This is a genomic window from uncultured Mycobacterium sp. (assembly GCF_964249325.1).
Taxonomy (GTDB): domain Bacteria; phylum Actinomycetota; class Actinomycetes; order Mycobacteriales; family Mycobacteriaceae; genus Mycobacterium.
The window spans coordinates 1-19,393 of record NZ_CAXUCH010000073.1 but is presented as its reverse complement, the minus strand read 5'-3'; the positions used below and the strand labels follow the sequence as shown (position 1 = coordinate 19,393).

19 protein-coding genes and 1 pseudogene are annotated in these 19,393 nt (G+C 64.5%); 5 read left to right on the top strand and 15 right to left on the bottom strand.

Annotated features, from left to right (window positions below; all coding sequences use genetic code 11):
* The 3 genes from ACFE99_RS11580 to ACFE99_RS11570 all read right to left on the bottom strand — a co-directional run.
* The coding region (locus tag ACFE99_RS11580; RefSeq protein ID WP_375485346.1) for an amidohydrolase family protein at positions 1 to 1,046 on the bottom strand (1,046 nt) is incomplete at its 3' end.
* 3 nt (positions 1,047 to 1,049) lie between these two features.
* Entirely contained in the window at positions 1,050 to 1,853 is an 804-nt protein-coding gene (locus ACFE99_RS11575; protein ID WP_375485344.1) for an acetoacetate decarboxylase family protein, read from the bottom strand.
* A complete protein-coding gene (locus ACFE99_RS11570; protein ID WP_375485342.1) occupies positions 1,850 to 2,788 on the bottom strand; it encodes an SDR family NAD(P)-dependent oxidoreductase in 939 nt (312 codons plus the stop codon). Before ACFE99_RS11570 ends, ACFE99_RS11575 begins: the two co-directional genes overlap by 4 nt.
* A 66-nt stretch (positions 2,789 to 2,854) precedes the next feature.
* On the opposite strand from ACFE99_RS11570, the gene ACFE99_RS11565 reads away from it, so the two are divergent.
* Positions 2,855 to 3,766 (top strand): IclR family transcriptional regulator, encoded by a 912-nt coding sequence (locus ACFE99_RS11565; protein ID WP_375485340.1) that lies wholly within the window; start codon positions 2,855 to 2,857, stop codon positions 3,764 to 3,766.
* A gap of 180 nt (positions 3,767 to 3,946) precedes the next feature.
* On the opposite strand, the gene ACFE99_RS11560 is transcribed toward ACFE99_RS11565, so the two are convergent.
* Together ACFE99_RS11560 and ACFE99_RS11555 are read right to left on the bottom strand one after the other, a co-directional pair.
* The gene (locus ACFE99_RS11560) at positions 3,947 to 4,927 is read right to left on the bottom strand and encodes a sigma-70 family RNA polymerase sigma factor (protein WP_375485338.1); all 981 of its coding nucleotides are present in this window, start codon (positions 4,925 to 4,927) and stop codon (positions 3,947 to 3,949) included.
* A gap of 409 nt (positions 4,928 to 5,336) precedes the next feature.
* A complete protein-coding gene (locus ACFE99_RS11555; protein ID WP_375485336.1) occupies positions 5,337 to 5,597 on the bottom strand; it encodes a hypothetical protein in 261 nt (86 codons plus the stop codon).
* A gap of 246 nt (positions 5,598 to 5,843) precedes the next feature.
* On the opposite strand from ACFE99_RS11555, the gene ACFE99_RS11550 reads away from it, so the two are divergent.
* The 4 genes and pseudogenes from ACFE99_RS11550 to ACFE99_RS11535 all read left to right on the top strand — a co-directional run bounded on the left by ACFE99_RS11550 (position 5,844) and on the right by ACFE99_RS11535 (position 8,620).
* The gene (locus ACFE99_RS11550; RefSeq protein WP_375485334.1) at positions 5,844 to 6,560 is read left to right on the top strand and encodes a hypothetical protein; all 717 of its coding nucleotides are present in this window, start codon (positions 5,844 to 5,846) and stop codon (positions 6,558 to 6,560) included.
* Positions 6,561 to 6,691: 131 nt separating this feature from the next.
* Positions 6,692 to 7,483 (top strand): SDR family NAD(P)-dependent oxidoreductase, encoded by a 792-nt coding sequence (locus tag ACFE99_RS11545; RefSeq protein ID WP_375485332.1) that lies wholly within the window; start codon positions 6,692 to 6,694, stop codon positions 7,481 to 7,483.
* A gap of 44 nt (positions 7,484 to 7,527) precedes the next feature.
* Positions 7,528 to 8,256, top strand: coding sequence for a DUF899 domain-containing protein (locus tag ACFE99_RS11540; RefSeq protein WP_375485330.1), 729 nt, complete (start codon positions 7,528 to 7,530; stop codon positions 8,254 to 8,256).
* A pseudogene (locus ACFE99_RS11535) lies at positions 8,253 to 8,620 on the top strand (pyridoxamine 5'-phosphate oxidase family protein). Before ACFE99_RS11540 ends, ACFE99_RS11535 begins: the two are co-directional and overlap by 4 nt.
* 116 nt (positions 8,621 to 8,736) lie before the next feature.
* Here the strand turns inward: ACFE99_RS11535 and ACFE99_RS11530 are convergent.
* The 10 genes from ACFE99_RS11530 to ACFE99_RS11485 all read right to left on the bottom strand — a co-directional run.
* Positions 8,737 to 8,991, bottom strand: coding sequence for a dihydrofolate reductase family protein (locus ACFE99_RS11530; protein WP_375485328.1), 255 nt, complete (start codon positions 8,989 to 8,991; stop codon positions 8,737 to 8,739).
* Between the two features lie 16 nt (positions 8,992 to 9,007).
* Positions 9,008 to 9,154, bottom strand: a complete 147-nt coding sequence (locus ACFE99_RS11525) for a hypothetical protein (RefSeq protein ID WP_375485326.1) — start codon at positions 9,152 to 9,154, stop codon at positions 9,008 to 9,010.
* Positions 9,155 to 9,360: 206 nt separating this feature from the next.
* Positions 9,361 to 9,537 carry a hypothetical protein gene (locus ACFE99_RS11520; RefSeq protein ID WP_375485324.1) on the bottom strand — a complete coding sequence of 59 codons (177 nt, stop codon included), beginning with the start codon at positions 9,535 to 9,537 and terminating at the stop codon, positions 9,361 to 9,363.
* Positions 9,538 to 9,951: 414 nt separating this feature from the next.
* On the bottom strand, positions 9,952 to 13,002 hold the full coding sequence (locus ACFE99_RS11515) for a replicative DNA helicase (protein WP_375485322.1): 3,051 nt from the start codon (positions 13,000 to 13,002) through the stop codon (positions 9,952 to 9,954).
* Positions 13,003 to 13,485: 483 nt separating this feature from the next.
* On the bottom strand, positions 13,486 to 13,944 hold the full coding sequence (gene rplI / locus ACFE99_RS11510; RefSeq protein WP_375485320.1) for a 50S ribosomal protein L9: 459 nt from the start codon (positions 13,942 to 13,944) through the stop codon (positions 13,486 to 13,488).
* A 30-nt stretch (positions 13,945 to 13,974) separates the two neighbouring features.
* Positions 13,975 to 14,229, bottom strand: a complete 255-nt coding sequence (gene rpsR / locus ACFE99_RS11505; protein ID WP_375485318.1) for a 30S ribosomal protein S18 — start codon at positions 14,227 to 14,229, stop codon at positions 13,975 to 13,977.
* A 33-nt stretch (positions 14,230 to 14,262) separates the two neighbouring features.
* The gene (locus ACFE99_RS11500) at positions 14,263 to 14,790 is read right to left on the bottom strand and encodes a single-stranded DNA-binding protein (protein WP_375485316.1); all 528 of its coding nucleotides are present in this window, start codon (positions 14,788 to 14,790) and stop codon (positions 14,263 to 14,265) included.
* Between the two features lie 111 nt (positions 14,791 to 14,901).
* Complete coding sequence (gene rpsF, locus ACFE99_RS11495; RefSeq protein ID WP_324967646.1) at positions 14,902 to 15,192, bottom strand: 30S ribosomal protein S6; 291 nt, start codon at positions 15,190 to 15,192, stop codon at positions 14,902 to 14,904.
* Positions 15,193 to 15,418: 226 nt separating this feature from the next.
* The gene (locus tag ACFE99_RS11490) at positions 15,419 to 17,017 is read right to left on the bottom strand and encodes a glycosyltransferase family 87 protein (protein WP_375485348.1); all 1,599 of its coding nucleotides are present in this window, start codon (positions 17,015 to 17,017) and stop codon (positions 15,419 to 15,421) included.
* Positions 17,018 to 17,043: 26 nt separating this feature from the next.
* On the bottom strand, positions 17,044 to 19,393 hold a 2,350-nt coding region (locus tag ACFE99_RS11485), incomplete at its 5' end, for a transglycosylase domain-containing protein (RefSeq protein WP_375485314.1).

Sequence of the window (19,393 nt, the reverse complement as noted above, 5' to 3'; positions counted from 1 at the left end):
GCCCCCACCTCGGCTGTCGGGACACCGCTGAAGGTGTGCCGCAACGCCTCCCGCGTGTAGGGAGCAGTCCCCTCGTAGTGCGGGTAGTCGCTTCCCCACATAATCCGGTCGACGCCGATTCGGTGGCGCTCGGCACATTCGACCGGTCGCATGAAACTGGCCCCGACGAAACACTGGCGGGCCCAGTACTCGCTGGGCTTAAGGGGAAGCGAGCCGGCGGTGGGCCCGGCGAAGCGAGCGATCGCCGAGCTCGCTCGCCCGTAACGCGCCGCCGCCACGTCGAGCGAGTCGAGAGTCGCCGGTATCCACCCGGCCCCCTGCTCGGTGAAGACCACGATGAGGTCCGGATGGCGATCCAGTGCGCCACTGAAGATCAGGTGCCACAACGCCCGGTGCGCCCACCAGTGCGTCTCGTACACCCACACCGCAAACGAGCTGCCCCAGCCGTCGGTCGGGCTCGGCCCGGCACTCCCGCCGTGATGGTTGACCACCAAGCCCGCCTGCTCGCACGCCGCCCAGAGCGGCTCCCAGTGCTCGGCGTAGAGCGGGGGGAGGCCGGTACCGGGGACAACGCCGGGCAGCAGCACACCGCCACGCAGCCCCAACTTGGCGATCTGTGCCACCTCGGCGAGGGCCTCGTCAAGGTCGCCGAGTAGGATCTGGCCCACCCCGGCGCGCCGCTCGGGTGAGGCGGAGCAGAAGTCGGCCAGCCAGCGATTGTGCGCACGCAGGCCGGCCCAACGCAGCTCGAGCTCCCGGGCGGTCTCCGGTGGAGGTGCCGCCAGGCTTGTCTGAGGAAAGAACGGCGGCACGGTATTGGGAAAAATGACCTCCCCCGCGATGCCTTCCCGATCCAGATCAGAGTTACGCCGGTCGCTGTTCCAGTTGCGCTCGGCGTCGGGCTCGGTGAGGTCGCTGAACGGGTTGACGTATGTCTTTGCCCAGCTGTCGAATTCGTCCCTGTACTGCGGGTCGAGGTACTCGCGGTAGTCGAGCAGATCCGCGCCGGCGTGGCAGTCCGCCGAAATGACGGTGTACCGGTCCATGCGCTATACCCGCGCCGGCTCGGGCCCGGAGGCGGCGAGCAGTGCCACGTCGTCGTAGCGCTGATGCACATACGGCAGCAGCCACTCCTGCGGCACCCGCGCCGCGATGCGCCCCAGCTGGATGGTGCGCCGCCGGCACCAGGTAATCGACCTGATCTGGCGGATCACGATGTCGGCCACCGGATCCAGCGGCGAGTCCCCCAACCCGAGTGTGCCGTCGATGTTTTCGAGCAGCTCGTAGTGGCGGTGATACTCGCCGTAGACCAGGTGGGGGTCGGTGATGCCGCTGCCATCGGGGGCCCGCAGGAACTTGAAGTAGAACTCGGTGTTCACCTGGTCGGGCGGCAACTCCGCAGGGCCGGTGACCTGACCGTTCACTCGGATGAGCTGGTAGCCCAGCCGGTCGACGCTGGCGGTGACGCGATCGCCGTCGCGCTCCACCTCAATGTGAGCCAATTTCTTTGGCTCGCCGAATGTTTCGCGCCCACCCGTGACCGACTGTTCGGTGGACTGGGGCATGAACAGGGGATAGTCGCCGTGGCGCTCGCCGTGCCGGGCGGTCACCGAAAACACTGCCGACCCGAACGGCGGCCTACCCTCTATCCGGACCCGCTGAAGCTGAACCCGCACCAATGGCTCGGTCGCCGGCTCTAATGGCTTGGGCAGCACGGCCGCGACGATCTCCGGATCGGTCAGATACGTGACAGTTACCGCTTCGGTGGCGATGGGCGCCTTGGTGGCGTCGATCTCGTGATCGACTTGTGCCTCCGGTGGGCGAGGGCCGTAGCGAATTACGTTGGTGCTCAACGCTTTCCTCCTTCGGTAGCCGGCTCCTTCTGGGCACTTTGGCCGAGAACGTCGACCAGGTAGTCGGGGTTGCTGCGAGCGAGGATCGATGCCGCCTTGCGGCTCACGACGTCCTCGGCGGGCGTAGGTGGACCCATCATCCAGAAGCAGTCGGCCCGGATTCCCTCCACCACCTGCTCGGCGACCGTCTCGAGCGGAGTGAACTCGACACGTGCTCCGGCGGCCTCGAAGCGGGCCACAACGTCTGCCAGAGTGTGCTCGGGTGTGCGACGTTGCTGGGTCGCGGCGTAGCGCTGCGGCCGGTGCCGCCACGACTCCCAGATGCCGGTGTTCAAAAAGCCGCCGGGGAAAAGGACGTGCGCCCGCACCTGGGTCCCTGTCATTTCCAGGTGGGTGTAGAGGCTTTCGGTCAGGCAGAGCACCGCGGCCTTGGTCATCGGGTAGACCGCATTGGCCGGTCCGCCCATGGCCCCGCGGGCAATTGGCGCGAACCCGCCGTTGCCCGAGCAAGTGTTGACCACGTGTCCCTCGCCCTGCTCGAGCAGGATGGGCACGAAAGCTTTGATGCCGTGGATGACGCCGAGCACGTTGACGTCGATCCCCCAGTGCCAATCGGCCAGGTCGTGTTCCCACATGTAGCCCTCGGAGACTGCGCCGGTGCCGGCGTTGTTGCAGACCACGTGCACCGCGCCGAAGCGGTCGAGCGTCTCGTTGGCGAGCGACTCGACCGAGGAATAGTCGGTCACGTCGGTAATCACACCGACCGCCTCGATGCCCTCGTCCGCGAGTGCCCGGGTTGCTTCGTCCAGCGGCTCGGCGAGGACATCGGCCAGGACAACCTTCATGCCTTCCTGGCCGAAACGTCGGCCGATGGCTTGGCCGATGCCCCCGGCTCCGCCGGTTACGACCGCCACCTTGGCGCGAAGGTCTGTCATTGTGGCAATGGTCACATGGTCGCTCATGTCACCGCAACTGTTCGCATTATGCGACCATTAGGTTTCATGGCTCCGCGTCCTTCGCCGCAGACCGAGCGGGTTGTGAACCTGTTCGAGCATCTGGCAGGTGATGGAGGCCAAGGGATGACATTGGCGGAGGTGTCGCGCCACTTGAGCGTCCATAAGGCCAGCTGCCACTCGATGCTGTCCGAACTGCTGCGGGCCGGCTGGCTGCTGCGCGACCCGGTTCGCAAGACCTACCACCTCGGTCCTGCTCTGGTCCGGCTCGGCCGAGAGGCCGCGAGCCGCTATCCGGCCCTGGTGTTGGCCCGCTCGGCGATGGCCGAGTTGTCGGCCGCGACAGGAGCGCACTGCATCGCCTTCTCGGTCAGCGATGACCACTCCACCGTCGTCGATCAAGTCCGAAGCCCTCACGGCGGCGGTCACCCGATGCCCATCGGCACCCAGTTCCCCCACCGGCCGCCGTATGGGGCGTCGATCGTTGCCTGGGCCGGGCCAGATGCTCGGGAGCGCTGGCTGGCCGCGCTGCCTGAGGATGTGCGCGATCGTTACCGCGAGGCCTTGGCATCGGCCAGGCAACGGGGCTACGCGGTGAGTCTTCACCTCCTGCCCGATCTGCGTTTGCAGGAACTGGCGCAGATTGTGCGGAGCGCCGAGGTGCGGTCCACCCGGCTCAGCCAGCTGGCGCAGGAATTGACCGACGAACTACTCCACCAGGAAGAGTGGTTCCCGATCAGTTTGGACCCTGATCGCACCTACGAAGTGAGCCACATAGACTCCCCGATCCTGGAGCAAGAGTCGCGCATCGCCCTGATGCTTAGCCTGGTCCCCAGCGCCGAGCCGATGAGCGGCACGGCGGTCACCCGTCTGGGGGCGCAGCTCTCTTCTGCGACCCGGCGACTAAGCGCCGCCGTGACCGAAGACTCTCATCTGCCCGCGGGCCGAATCGAGACGTAGAAACCCGTTGTGCCCAAGGCCTTTTCAGCGTCGCGTAGGGCACATCATCGATGCGATGAGCGCCCGACAGCCGGCAGGTGACACGGGCGAATGCTTTTCCCGCTTGCAGCAATGGGTACACCATCGTCAGCACAACCACGGGCCTCGGTCTGTGATGGGGCTCGGCAGCATCTCCTGCGATCACGTTGCTTCGATCGACAGCACGCGAGGCAAGTCGAAGCGCCGCAGCGCATCGATGTCCATGAACGCCACGATGCGGCCAACACCCTGCGGCACGAGGGTGAGTACATGCAGAGCGTGCAGGCGATGCTGTCCATCAGCGGTCGCCGGGTACAGCGCAACTGCGGGTTGCCCGTTGGCCGACGTGCGTATGACTGGGGTCTTCCCAAAGCCACGCATGCGGGCGCCGAGAAAGGCACCGATCGCCGCGCTGCCCTGAAACCATGTGATGAAAGGTGGCATTTCATAGAACGCGTCGTCGGTCAACACCGCGACCAGTTCGTCAACGTCGGCGTTTTGAAACGCGGCCACATACCGGTCGAGCAGTTCACGCTGCCACTGCTCAGACGGCGGCACCAGCGAATCGGTGTCTGCGGGTAGATGCGAGCGTGCCCGCTGTAAGGCGCTGTTGACCGCGGCCACGCTCAGATCGAGCAGCGCCGCGACTTCGGCTGCGGACCAACCCAATACCTCGCGCAGAATCAGCACGGCGCGCTGCCGCGGCGGCAGAAGCTGCAGCGCGGCCACGAAGGCTAATCGCATGGTTTCACGTGCAGCCACCACGGTGCCCGGGTCGCTCGTCGTGGCGGCCAGCAGCGAATCGGGGGCGGGCTGTAACCAGATCAGCTCGGGATCACCGGCTACAACCCGCGCAGTGGGGTCGGCGGCCGGCGCATGCAGATCCGAGGGCAGCGGGCGGTGCTTGCGGCGCTCGAGGGCTTTCACAAAAGCCCGGGTGGCGATGCGATAAAGCCACGTGCGCAGCGACGAGCGCCCTTCGAAACCGTCGTAGGCCCGCCACGCGTCTAAATAGATGTCCTGGACGACTTCTTCGGCGTCGTCGACCGAGCCGAGCATGTGGTAGCCATACGCGATCAGCTCACGCCGAAACGGCTCGGCCAGCCGCGCGAAATCCTCTCCGTTATCGGTGGTGGTGCTCATGACGATCCGGTGCTCCATACGTGTCGTGCCATGGCCAGGCGTTATAACGGTGCCGGCCCCAGCGCGGCCAGGTCCGAGAACGGGCACGTGCTCAGCATGCCATCAGCACCGACACCGCAAGCCGAATAGTTGTGAACCACCTGAACTGTGGATCAGGCCATCCTGCCGTCGGGTCCCTCGAACACATAGTCTTCGTCGATGGCCGCCGCGGGAAGTGCGCGGCGCTGCGCGGGCGGCAACCCGATTCACCCCAGACACCGCAGCGGCGGGTTCACTTCGTCAGTGAGAAAGTCCCTTCCTGAGCACAACCGAGGAGCCCACCGGTCCAAACTCATCGCTATGCGGTGAGATCAGCGCATCACCTCGCCAGCCTAGCGGCCGTGATAGGAGCCGACCAAAGTCGCATATGTCAGACCGGGGGTGTGGCCAGGCGCGCGGCGAGTGCACGGTGGAATTCGCGGTAGGCGACGCATTCCGCGAAAGGATCGGTGGTGCCGTCGAACGCGACGATATGCATGAACCCAACCCCGTCATCGAACATCAACACCTGGTACGTGACTCCCCCAGGATCGCGGGCAGCCAGTTCGCGTAACACCTCCTCTATCAACTCGCGGTTGCGTTGCGCACCCTGGCTGGTCGTGAAGTACTGCACCACCGCGGCTCTCCTCACCGCACACCTCCCGTAACTACAGAGGCTCGATGATGACCAAACTCATCGCCCAAACCATTGCGCTGATAGTGGCGCCCGGGCCAGCTGGAGCCGACCAGCCAGTCCACGGGCGGTAAAGCCAGCCTGCAGCTGAGGCCTCTGATGGGCATGATCGCGCTGCCGCGATGAGTTTCCGCCACTCGGCTCCTCCATATCGATGAGGGCTCGCTCAGCGAGCCGGAACGGCAACTAGTCACAGGAGCAGAAATGAACGATCTACTCGATACCGCCGTCACCGCGCACGGTGGCTTGAACCGATGGAATCAAGTCAATTCGATCACCGTCGATGCCTCCATCACCGGGGCCCTCTGGCACGTCAAGGGCAAAGTGGACGCAGTCAAGGACGTTCGCTTGGAGGCCGACACAAAACGGGAGCTGCTCACGATGGACTACGTCGGTCAAGACAAACGGTCGGTCTTCGAGCCCTCTCGCGTGGTCATCCAGCGCCGTGACGGCACGGTCATCGACGCGCGCGACGAGCCAGAACGATCGTTCGATGGCCATCGGCTCGAAACCCCTTGGGATGACATTCATGTCGCTCATTTCACCGGGGAGGCACTTTGGACATATCTGAATACGCCGTTCCTATACACCTGGCCTGGATTCATCACCGAAGAGATCGCCCCGGTCGAGGTCGACGGTGAAACGTGGCGGCGGTTGAAAGTGACGTTCCCCGAAAACGTCAAGAGCCACAACCGCGAACAGATCTCGTGCTTCGGCCCCGATGGGTTGCTGCGCCGCCATGACTTCACCATCGACGTCATCGGCGGGGCAACGGGCATGCTCTACGCCACCGACTACCGCGACGTCGACGGCATCGTCATCCCCACCACGCGACGAGGCTACGCGTGGCAGGGTGATTACGAGCTGATCCCCGAGCCCCTGCTTGTCGCTATCGACATGGGCGAGATCACCATCCACTGACCGCACATCGCAACTATTCCCAGGGATGAATGTTAGTTGCCATTGATCTAAGAGCCGTTTAGAAGCAATCAACGCTAATAACGCATCTCAGAAAAAACTATGCCGCGCGGCGGCGAATGGAGACAAATATCATGTTGCTTGAAAACAAGAACGCCGTCATCTACGGGGCCGCAGGAGCTGTCGGCGCCGCGGTCGCGAAGGTGTTTGCCCGCGAAGGCGCACGGGTGTTTTTGACCGGGCGAAATCTCGACGCGCTCAACAGCCTCGCCGAAGAAATCAGGGCCGCCGGCGGTGCGGCGGAAACCGCTCGGGTCGACGCGCTCGACGAGCAGGCGGTGATCAGCCACCTGGACGGCGTTGTCGATAAGGCCTCGACGGTCGATATCTCGTTCAACGCCATCGGAATTCCGCAGCACGATATGCAGGGAATTCCCTTGACCGAGCTCGCGGTGGAGAGTTTCTCACAGCCGATAACCACCTATGCGCTAGCACATTTCGTGACCGCTCGAGCAGCTGCACGCCACATGATTGCTCAACAGTCGGGAGTGGTCCTGATGCACACCCCGGAGCCTGCCCGTTTGGGGGTACCGCTGCTGGGCGGTATGAGCCCAGCCTGGGCGGCAATGGAGTCACTCAATCGGGCGTTTTCGGCGGAGTGGGCGCCCTACGGCGTGCGCGCGGTCTGCCTGAGTACGACCGGCATCGAGGAGACACCGCAGATCGATGTCGTCTACGGGCTGCACGCCAAGGCGTATGGCATCACCGCGAAGGAATTTGCGGCCACCATGGCCGGAAATAGCCACCGCAAACGGGCAACCACGTTGGTCGAGCTTGCGCAAGTGGCGGCCTTTGTCGCCTCCGATCGGGCCGCCGCGATGACCGGCACTGTTGCCAATCTGACCGGCGGAGTCATCGTCGACTAGGTGACAGATCGAGAGTGATTTCACAAGAAGAGGAGAATATTGCGATGACAACGCCACGGATTGTGACGCCGCAGCAGTGGCAAGAGGAGTGGCAGCGATTGCTCGTCAAAGAAAAGGAGATGACCCGCGCGCATGACGCGCTTGCCGCGGAGCGTCGGCGGATGCCGTGGGCCGCCGTGGACAAGAAGTACACCTTCGAGGGGCCGAAAGGGACGATGAGCCTGCTGGACCTGTTCGACGGTCGGCGTCAGCTCATCATCTACCGGGCATTTTTCGATCCGGGTGTGCACGGCCAAGCAGAAGGCACGGCCGGTGTCGAGCGCGGCCGTGCGTGCGTTGGGTGCTCCATGTTCGCCGACCATGTCGGCAATCTCGCGCATCTTAATGCCCGCGACACCACGCTCGCATTCGCCTCGCGTGCGTTCCAACCCGATATCGCGCGGCTCAAGGAGCGGATGGGTTGGAAAATGCCGTGGTACACCATCACCGATAGCTTTGACGCCGACTTTGGAGTCGACCAGTGGTTCGGCACGAACGCCTTCATCCGCGACGGTGCGCGAGTGTTCCGCACATATTTCATCACTGGTCGCGGTGGCGAGGCCCTGGGCAATACGTGGGGGTTTTTGGACATGACCGCGCTCGGCCGGCAGGAGAGCTGGGAAGATTCACCGCCGGGCTACCCGCAGGGGCCGCCCTATGAGTGGTGGAGGCGACACGACGAATACGACGACGCCCCACCAGGACCGGCCAAAGAGTGGAAGGCGGGAATATGAGGCTCGACGACACCGCACGCCAGCTCATCGGTTCCACGCCGGCGACACTGGTAACGGTCAATCGCGACGGCAGCCCTCAAGTAAGCGTGGTTTGGATGGTGGTGCAAAGCACGGCCGACGGCGACGACGAGCTCGTCATCGCTCATCTACACGAGCACCTAAAGATCCGCAACATCCGGCGTGATTCACGGGTGGCCGCGACCGTCGTATCCACCGACCGAAGCGGCCCGCAGACACCCTATCTCTCGATTAAGGGCACGCACGCGTCGAGGAGGACGGCGCGCCCGAACTGCTGACCGAGCTCACCACGGCCATCTTCGGTCCGGGCACTAATTTCCCGCCGTCCGACGCACCACTGGGATAGCTGACTCGCATCACGATCGAGAGGGTCGGCGGCGTCGGACCCTGGGCATCCTGACGTCGTAACCCACCTCTCACCGGCCGTCGGATCTTTTATTCGACGCCCACGTCAGCAGCGATCTAGAGGGCGGTCGGCTGGTACGCCAGCCTCACAATCCCCGAGGCGTACGTCGCAGCTGAGAGCAAGCGCAGCCGAATCGGAAGCTTGCCGGCGTGGAAGGGCCTAACCCCATCGCCCCAGACGTAGGGATGAAGCCAGAACCTCACCTCGTCGACCACGCCACCTCGCGCCAGATCATTGGCCAACCCTCCGCATCCGTAGACGATCACATCGCCGGAGAGCCTGTCCTTCAGCGCCGACACATCCTTCGCCAAGTCAGGCCCTAGAAGCTTAGGTCTTACGCCCAAGGATCAGCGCGTCTGCGGCGCGCAATTGCGCGATGCCGTCCCCTCCTCCTAGTGTCGGGTTGAACCACCCTTCCATCGGGTCCATGACGCAGTCCACCGTCATGTTTGCCGACACAATCAGCCTGCCCATCGCAATCTCCCTGGTGCTTGACCGGTTGTCTGTACTGACTCCGACGGACGCCGCGATTCATCGCGACGCAAACATCGCCAGGATCGGCTCTAGGATCGCTGCTCCGCACTGGCGGGCGAGCTGACCCAGCAGGCGCGCGATGCCGTGCTGGCGCGCAACCACGCCGTAGTCGGTGCCGGTGGGTGCGGTGTGGGCTTGTGGCGCGGTCAAGCCCGATGGGCGGGGTGCGGCTGATCGACTTCCATCCTGGCCAGCGGCCAGCCCATGGCCGATCCAAACGGGCTGTTGCCATACGGCATCTCGATGCGAGCATGCCGGCAGTGGGCCCGGGTCAGGTCAATGGCGTCCTGGTTGGCGCGACCGAGCGCCTCAGCTTCAGCCATCTCGTCGAACACCGCGCGTTACCTCCTGAGTAAAGTCTGCCAGCGAACACCGACACTCTGCGTGCACCTCGGCCGGTGACACCGAAGGCCTGGGCCACATGGGACACAAGACCGAGACGACCACAGTGCACTGAGCCGGCGGCGGCTAAATTGCCTAGGCCTCGGACCCCGCCCCCTGCGACGGTCAACGCGAGCAGCTGACCCACCTTTGCGATGACTGAGCCATCAATGTCCTTAATGCACAACAAACTTGGCGTGCCCAACAGGGCAAGACGGAGAGCAAGTGGGTACCGCAAAAGCGAATCTAACGCCTAGCCGGGCTAACTAGATTCTCATCATTGTGGCGGGTCCGCCATTTTGATGTTACGAAGTTGAGAATTCCGCCACGTTGGATGAGAACCTACAGGCAGGCTTTCACCGTGCCATGTTGGCGAATCGTGATAGATGCAGCTGGTGCGCGACGGTCACCGTCTTAGTCGGGCCGTTGCGGTGCTTGGCGAGGATCAAGTCCGCCTCTCCGCCGCGCGGGTCGTCACGCTCGAAGGCGTCGGGCCGGTGCAGCAAGATGACCATGTCGCTATCTTGTTCCAATGAATTATGGGCGCTTATTCCATTTGCCACGAAATTATGTGTGACGCGTACAGTTCCGTCGTATACGTCCATTTGCCCGATGCTGGTGATCGCTAAAACCTTGTCCCAGAACACATCGCTAGTGGCCAACGCGTGAAGATCAGTGTCTTCTAGCATCGCGGCCATATGGTGCAACCGCGACCGGCCGGGTGCGAACCTCCGCGTTGATATGGCAAAAGAGGAGCTCATCGCGACCCTCAGATCACCATATGTAACCTTTTTGGCCGCAAGAGCCTTGCCGATCTTTTCCCAGACCTCTCTGGGCACCGTGTCAGCGCCCGGACGGCCGGTGCGCATTTGGAGTTCAGCGAGAACCTCGTGCACAGCCTTGCTGCGCGCGCCGTGCACACCGACGTTGTGAAGAAACCTGATCTGGTTCTCCGCACGATCGATAGTCAAGTGCCAGCAAACCCGGTAGCCGAACTTCGAGACCCGTGCGATCCGGCTCTGAACACCGACGCGGAGGAGTAATTGTGCAACGTCATCAACGAGCTGACGGCTGGTCGATGCGTAGTAAATCTTTGCTTGCTCCGCCACGGGCTCCCAGCGCACCGAACCGTCAGTCGCCCAGAGGTGCCGCAGGAACAGCGCAACCTGGTCGGTCGGCAACGCGAAAACCTGCTGAGGCACGAACTTTTCATGGCTGCGCAGTCCAAATAGGCCCAGCTCATCGAGCCATTCGGCAATTGGATTGCGCGTCCGGTGCGTCAAGTGGTATGGCGCCGGTAGCCGCAGCGTCGTCACCCGCGCCGCCGGGTACTCGTCGCGCACCGCACTCACTCCGAAGTACGCGGCAGCGATTTCCACCGCAGACAGGTTCGCTTCATCGATCGATGCATAGCGAATCGGCTGGTTCTTGACGCATGAGCCGTCACCGATCATGTGCGCCAGCAAGATGACTTCAGAATCCGCCATCCGCTGCGTGGCAACCGGCTCCGGAACCCTGCGCGGCACGGCAAGCCGGTCGCCTACTTTGAGCTGTTCCAGCGGAGTCCAGCCGTTGATCGTCATGAACGGATGGTTGCCGGTGGCCTCCACTTCCCGTCCCGAGGCCAGCCGCAGCTTGAAGACCTCCTTGCGGCCACTGGGGAAGACATTGGTCATCGGACGCGCAACCATGCGCAATTGCTCATCGAGCGACCACACCAGCGGCCGCTCACCCGTGCGCAACAGCTCACCCAACGTCACCTCGGCGCCGGTATCGGCGCGAAGGATCCGCGTGTTGGCGGTAAGGCATCCTGACTCGCGCAGGTCTGCCAACATCGGCTTCTTGTCGGTGCGCTGCTCCGGACCCCGGTTCAGCTGGCTGATCGCGACAACCGGCACGTCGAGTTCTTTCGCCAAAAGCTTTAAGTTGCGGGAGAATTCGGACACCTCTACCTGGCGCGACTCGAACCTCTTACCTGAGGTCATCAGCTGCAGGTAGTCGACGACGATCAGCTTCAGGTCGGCCTTTTGCCGCAACCGCCGGGCCTTGGCGCGGATCTCCATCATGGTCAGGTTGGGCGAGTCGTCGATATACAGTGGCGCCTCACTGATTTCGCTCATCCGGCCCGAACGCATGTCGGACAGCTTGATTTTCGCCTCGGCCGACAGCAGCCGCATCACGATCTCGGACTTGCTCATCTCCAGCGAAAAGATCACGCTGGCCATCCGATGCTTGATCGAGCAGGACCGCAGGAAATCCAATCCCAGCGTCGAATTGTGTGTCGGCACCATGCCACGTCCGGCCAGATACAGGTGCGCGGAATTGTCCACCTGCACGCAGCGCACCGGAACGCTGCGCACTCGGTGCACCGCGTCGAGTTGCAGCACCGGTGACATCAGGGTGGCGGTGGCGCGCCGCTCGGCGTAGCGCGCGATCGACCCAGCCGCGGCGATACTGTCCAAACCACACCGTAATTCAGCCGTGGTGCGAACCCCGTACCCCGTCGGCCACTGGTGATCAGCGTCGGCGACAATGACTGTGCCATCGGAGAATTCGACCTCGTAGCACGGCCGGCCCAGCATGACATCCGTCGCCGCGATCACCCGGGTCGGCTGCCCGTCGGCGCCCAGCAGCTCGTCACCGACAGCGACGTTGCCCATCGTCGTCCAACCGGCCGGAGTCGGCAGCGGCGTGTCCAGCGCCAATGCCTTGCCCACTCCGGGGCGGGCCGCGACGATGATCATCTGCCCGGGATGCAGGCCGTTGGTCACCTCGTCGAGTTCGGCGAAGCCGGTCGGAACCCCGCGCGCCAAACCGCCGTTGGAGGCGATCGCGTCGATCTCGTCCATCGTCGGCTGCAGCAGATCCTCGAGCGGGACGAAATCCTCGGAGAGCCGCCGATCGGTGACTTCGTAGATCTCAGCCTGCGCCCGGTCGACCACCTCGGCCACATCGGAGCCTTCCGCGCCGGCATAGCCGTACTGGACTACCCGGGTGCCGGCCTCCACCAAGCGGCGCAGCAGGGCCTTCTCGGCGACGATCCCGGCGTAGTAGCCGGCGTTGGCGGCCGTCGGCACCGTCGAGATCAGCGTGTGCAGATACGGCGCGCCACCGATCCGGCGCAGCAGGCCGCGGCGGTCAAGTTCGGCGGCCACCGTCACCGCGTCGGCCGGCTCCCCGCGCCCGTACAGATGCAGGATGGCGTCGTAGATACTCTGGTGCGCTGGCCGGTAGAAGTCCCCGGGACGCAGCCGCTCCAGCACGTCGGCGATCGCGTCTTTACTAAGCAGCATTCCGCCCAGCACCGACTGCTCGGCGGCAAGATCTTGCGGTGGCTGACGGCCGAAGTCCTCACTGGGTGAAGCCGCCTCCATGCCGGGGTAACCGAGATCGTCGACGACCGCCATAGGCTCTCACCTCCTCCGGCACGACTGTCGAACGCTTATTCGATTGACGCCTTCAACTGTAGGTCGAGACACCGACACGACGCCGTGGAAAGATTCCGCTTCCGGGTGCGCCGCGTTGACGCTAAGCGTTGCTGGCAAGGACTCCAAGGGCCGCTGTTCATGAAGCTGTGCATGACGTGTGCATATCCGTCAGCACCCGTGTTGAGGCGGGTGTGGACAACCTGTGGACGAATGTGGGGCGTAGCGGCATTACTGCAGATAAGCGGACCACAACAGCAGGCACTTTGTGTGGATGAGAATCTCTTCGGCGTGTCGCAGCAGGTTGCCATGTCGGGCGTGTTGCATTGCAGGCAGTTATGGGCGGCGTTAACAGACGGTTACGTTCACAGCTGGATTTACTCGCCGGACAGTTAGCCAGCGCAACCACCAATACCCCGGCAGCAGCCGATCATGGCCGTCACCGGGGCGAGGCGATTCTGCGGGTTACCCCTGCGCGACGACGTCGAGGGTGAGCTCGACGTTGACGTCCGGATGCAGGTGCGCGGTCGCGGTGTGCGTGCCGAGCGATTTGATGTGCTCCCTGGGCATCCGGACGATTCGCTTGTCCAGGTTGGGACCGCCGGCCTTCTTGATCGCGGCGACGACGTCGGCGGCCGTCACCGAACCGAACAGCTTGCCGGTATCGGCTGCGGCCCGCACCGGCAGCGGGATGGGCCCCAGCGCCTCGATCGCGGTCTTGATTTCGTTGGCGTGCTCGAGGTCGCGCACCATTTTGGTTTCCCGGGCCCGGCGGATGTCGTCGGCCTGTTTCTGGGCGCCGCGTGAGCCAATGATCGCCAGCCCACGCGGGAGCAGGAAGTTGCGGCCGTATCCGTCTTTGACCTCGACGGTGTCGCCGACGGTACCCAGGTGCTCGACATCGGCAGTCAAAATCAGCTTCATCGTGTCGTACTTTCCGTCTGAGTTGCGCGACTAGCGCGCCGAGGAGGTGAAGGGCAGCAGCGCCATCTCGCGGGCGTTTTTCACCGCGAGCGCGATGTCTCGCTGGTGCTGCACGCAGTTGCCGGTGACGCGGCGAGCCCGGATTTTGCCGCGCTCGCTGATATAGGTGCGCAGCAGCGCCGTGTCCTTGTAGTCGATCACCTGGTCTTTTTTGGCGCAGAACACGCACTTGCGTGTCTTGACCGGCTTTTCTGGTGCCGGGCGCCGCTTGCTGGATTTGGCCATGTACGTATCTCTTCCGTGCTGTGTTGCTTGAAGTTAGAAGGGTGGTTCGTCGTCGCCGCCGCCGAATGAGCCCGACGCCGGGGCGCTGCCCCAGGGGTCGTCACCGGTCGCGCCGCCGGTCTGCGCTGGTGGGCGAGAACCGCCGCCGCCGCTGCCGCCGCCGCCACTGCCGAAGCCGCCGCCTCCACCGCCGCTGCGGCTGGCCTTGTTGACCTTGGCGGTGGCGTAGCGCAAAGACGGGCCGATCTCGTCGACCTCGACCTCGACTACGGTGCGTTTCTCGCCCTCGCGGGTCTCGAATGAGCGCTGCTTGAGCCGTCCCGTCACGATCACTCGCGACCCGCGGGTCAGGCTCTCGGCCACGTTCTCGGCGGCCTCGCGCCAGATGTTGCACCGCAGGAACAGCGCCTCGCCGTCTTTCCACTCCCCGCTTTGTCGGTCGTAGATCCGCGGTGTCGAGGCCACGGTGAAGTTTGCCACCGCAGCACCGGACGGGGTGAACCGCAATTCGGGGTCAGCGGTCAAGTTTCCGACCACGGTGATGGTGGTGTCACCAGCCACAGTTTCCTCCTGGGTCCGCCTGGTCTACGACGGGTTATCAGCCCTGCGCGCGGCGCGCAGGTGACTCATCGCAGAGCCTACGCAACGGCTCCGACGCTCGGCAGTCACTCGTTAGTGCTTGTCGGTGCGGACCACTTTGGTGCGCATGACCGACTCGTTGAGTTTGAGCTGACGGTCAAGTTCGGACACCGTCGCCGGGGCGGCTTTGAGATCGATCACCGCATAGATGCCCTCGGAATGCTTGGCGATTTCGTAAGCCAGCCGGCGTCGACCCCAGATATCGACTTTCTCCACTGTGCCGCCGTCCTTGCGGACAACGTTGAGAAATGCCTCCAACGACGGAGCTATGGTGCGCTCGTCGAGCGTGGGGTCGAGGATGACCATGATTTCGTAGGGACGCATGGGAACCTCATCACCTCCTATGGTCATGTGCGGCCACGGTCCGTCCGTGGCAGGAGGGTCGCCTGCGTCGGCAACCGCATCAGGCTACCGGATGCTTGCCCGGCCTGCGTAATCGTGGGCCGCCTGAGTGTGGAATGAGGGCGTCGAACGTGCGTTGACGGCGTCGAAGTTGCGTTGAGGGCGGCAATTCGGCGGTTTTTTCGCCCTGGATGCACAGCCGGCGAGGCTAGCGACTCGCAACAGCTTGCGGCGAAGCGGCGGGCTGGCGCGGCTTCGGCGGGCGCAGCCACGTCGGCAGCCAGCCCGGCGGCGCGTCGGCGGCCTGGTCGAAGACGCCACCCACCGGATCGTCCACTCGGCCGCGCCAGCGCACCAGATCCTCGCCTGGTCGATAGATCTGACGCACCACCAACACGCACAGCAGCAGCACCGCGACGTCGCGCAGCAGCACCGCTGCGGTGAACCACTGCTCAGGCAGGCCCCGGTTGGGGACGCTGTAGAGGTAGTACATCCGCGGCACCCACACCACCGCGTCGATCGTCATCCACGCCAGAAGAATCCGCCGGTGCGGTAAGGCCAGCACCGCCAGCGGCACCAGCCACAGCGAAAACTGTGGACTCCAGACTTTGTTGGTCAACAAGAACGCAGCCACCACCAGAAACGTCAGCTGCGCCACCCGGGGCCGCTGCGGAGCCGTCAGCGCGATGTAAGCGATTGCTGCGCAGCACAATAGGAACAGAACAGCGACGACTGCGTTCAGGACCACCGGCGGCTGCCAGAACCCGAGCTGGGCATCCAAACCGCGCCACCCGGTAAACGACTTGACGACGTTGTAGATCGAATCCATGTCGTCACCGCGGCGGGTGTTGAGCCGGAAGAACTCCGACCAGCCCCGCGGAAACAGCAGCATCACTGGCAGATTCACCACCAGCCAGGTCGCCGCCACCGCCACCGCCGTGCGGATCACCTCGGCGAACCGCCCGACCCGAAGTCCCAGTACCAGCGGCGGGAGCAGAAACAACAGCGGATACAGCTTGGCCGCCACACCCAGGCCGATCAGTACACCGGCCAGCACTGGTCGCCGCCGAGCCCACGCCAGCAGTCCGCCGATGGCGAAAGCTGTTGGCAGGGCGTCGAAATTGGTGAAGATTTGAAAGATCAGCAGCGGCGAGGCCGCCACCAGCGCCGCATCCCAGATCCGCCGGCCGGCCAGTCCTGCGCTGGCCCACACGGTCGCCAGCCAGGCCAGCGCCAGCCCGAAGGCGGCGACATCGAAGAACACCACCACCTCGGCGACTACCGGCAGCACATGCAGTTTGCTCAGTGCGGTGTAGGTCTTGGCCAGCGCCATCGCCGCGTATTGGTAGACCCCGGTCACCACCGGATCCTCCATGTAGCGCACCGCTGGGCGGCCGTCATAGCGGGTCTGGGGTTTGCCGGTCGAGTCTGTCTCGACCCAGCTGGACTTGTAGGGAAACTTGCCCTGGCTCAACAATTCTGCGCCGTAGAGCGGCACTGTGTCGGAGTAACACAACTGGTAGTAGGCGCGCTGGTTGGACCAGTTGGCGACCCGTTGGTCGCCGGGCCCGGTGCCGGTGCTCTGCAGGCACGGCGCCTTCGTGGACCATCCCAGCGCCAAGAACGCCACCGCGATCAGAAACATCACTCGTAGCGGCGTCATGAACGGCGTGCGACCGATCAGGGCATGCCGGCCCACGGGTCCGCCGATCACCGTCGACAGCGCCGAGCCCAAAACGTCTGTGCGACTTGGGCAGTCGCGATCGTCGGCACTTCGCAGGTCAGCAGCCAACGGCTGCGGCGACATGGTGGCGCGGCAGCTATCGGCGCTGGTCACGGCGGCGGTGCGGGAGCTTGGGGTCCTCCCGGGGCCGGGGCGAACGGGCCAGGCGCCGGCGCATACGGACCCGGCCCCGGCGCGTAGCCGCCCTGCCCCGGGGAGTAGGGGCCCTGCCCTGGCGCGCCGGGACTCGGCGCGGGTGCGACCGGGATGGTGGTGGGCGGACCGACCGGGATCGTGATCCCGGGTGCGACTTCGATCGTCGGCTGGATGACGGTCTGCGACGGCGGCGCCTCCACGCGCGGTGGCGGCGGCGCGGCGGGCACCCCGGCGTAGCCACCGATCGCGGCTGGTTTGGGGAAAGACTCGTTAGTGGTGTTCTTCAGCGCGCCGTCCATGGTCGCCTTCCAGATGTCCGACGGCAGGCTCGAGCCCCACACCGGTGAACCCCACTTGCTGACCAGCGGCTTGTCCCCTCTGACGGTGCCCACCCACACCGCTGTCGAGAGCTGTGGGGTATAGCCGACCATCCAGGCGTCCTTGTTGGCATCGGTGTCACCCAACTGCGTGGTACCGGTCTTGGCCGCCGAGGGCCGGCCGCCGGCCAGGTTGTGCCCGCGCGAATACCCGGCGATCGGCTCCATTGCGGAGGTCACGTTGTCGGCGACGGCCTTGTCGATGCGCTGTTCGCCGCTCGTGTCCTGGGTGGCCGCGTCGAAGAGCACCTGGCCTTCGGAGTTGACCACTTTTTGCACGAAATGCGGTGCGTGGTACACGCCGGACGCCGCGAGGGTGGCGTAGGCCGAGGCCATGTCGATCACCCGAGTCTGATACTGGCCCAATACGATTCCGTTGTTCGGCGGGCCGCCTTTACCGTCCTCCGAGAGGGTGTGCGGCACGCCTGGGAAGCTGGTAGCCACGCCGGCCTGATGCGCGGCGTCGGCGACGTCCTGCGGGCCGTGCTTGAGCTTGAGCATCAGCCGGTAGTAGGAGGTATTTAGTGAACGTTTGAGCGCCTCGGCGATGCTGCACGTTCCACAGCTTTCGCCCTCCACGTTGCTGATCTTGATGCCGTCGACGGTCAGCGGCGAGCTGTCCACCTGGTAACCCAGGCCGATCCCCTGTTGCAGGGCCGCAACCAGCGCAAAAACCTTGAACGACGACCCCGTCTGCAACCCTGCCTGCGCGAAGTCGAAACCGTTGGCATCCGCGCCCCCGTAGTAAGCGCGCACAGCGCCGTTGTGCGGATCGATCGACACCACCGCGGCGCGCATGTCGGGATCTTGCCCCTCCAGGTACGTCGACACCGCTTTCTCTGCCGCCTGCTGGGCCTGCGGCTCGATGGTGGTGGTGATCTGCAGGCCCTGCGTATTCAGCGTCCGCTCGTCGATGTTGAACAAGTCGAGCAGCTCCTTGGTCACCTGCCGCTCGATTAGCCCGTTGGGCCCGGTCGTCTGGTTTTGTGCACTGGCAACCTCGGGCGGTACCGTCGCCGGAAAGTCCTGTTTGGCGCGATCACCCGAGGACAACGCGCCGGTTTCCACCATCCCGTCGAGCACCCAGTTCCAGCGGGCCGTCGCCCCTTTGAGATTCACCGCCGGATCGAGGGTGGACGGTCGCTGGATCAGCGCGGCCAATAGTGCGCCCTCGGCGACGGTGAGCTGTTCGACAGGCTTGTCGAAGTACGCTTTAGAGGCGGCGGCGATGCCGTAGGCGCCTCGTCCGAAGTAGATGATGTTCAGATAGGCCTGCAGCACATCGTCTTTCGGCCACTCCCCAGACATCTTCGTGGCGACGACGAGCTCTTTGGCCTTGCGGATCAGCCCACCGACTCCGGTGCGTTGCGAACCGACCAGCGCGTTCTTGACGTACTGCTGGGTGATCGTCGAGCCGCCTTGCAGGTCGCCGCCGAAAATGTTGTTCTTCACCGCCCGTGCGAAACCGGTGAGCGAAAACCCGGGGTTGGAATAAAAGTTGCGGTCTTCCGCGGCCAGCACCGCGCGACGCACGTGCACCGGCACCTGCTTGAGGTCCACGTCGACCCGATTGCCTTCGGGCGGAACGATTTTGGCGAGTTCAGAGCCGTCGCTGGCCAAGATCGTCGAGACTTGATTGGTACGGATGTCGCCTGGCCTGGGAACGTCGACCATCAAGTAGGCCATGGCGAATGTGATGAGCGGCAACACCAACAGCACAGGCGCGGCGACGTAAAGCCCCCGGCGCACCCACCTGAAGTTGATGTGGTGCAGCCAGTCCCAATTGAGTTCCCGCAGCCGTCGGCTCAGCTGCGGAAGCCGGGGCAGCGGCGGCATAGGCGGGCGACCACCCGGCGAGGGGCCTCCGCCCAGCAGCGGGCGCGGGCGCCGCGGCGGTTGGGGCGGGCCCCCGTCCAGCGCTGCTGCG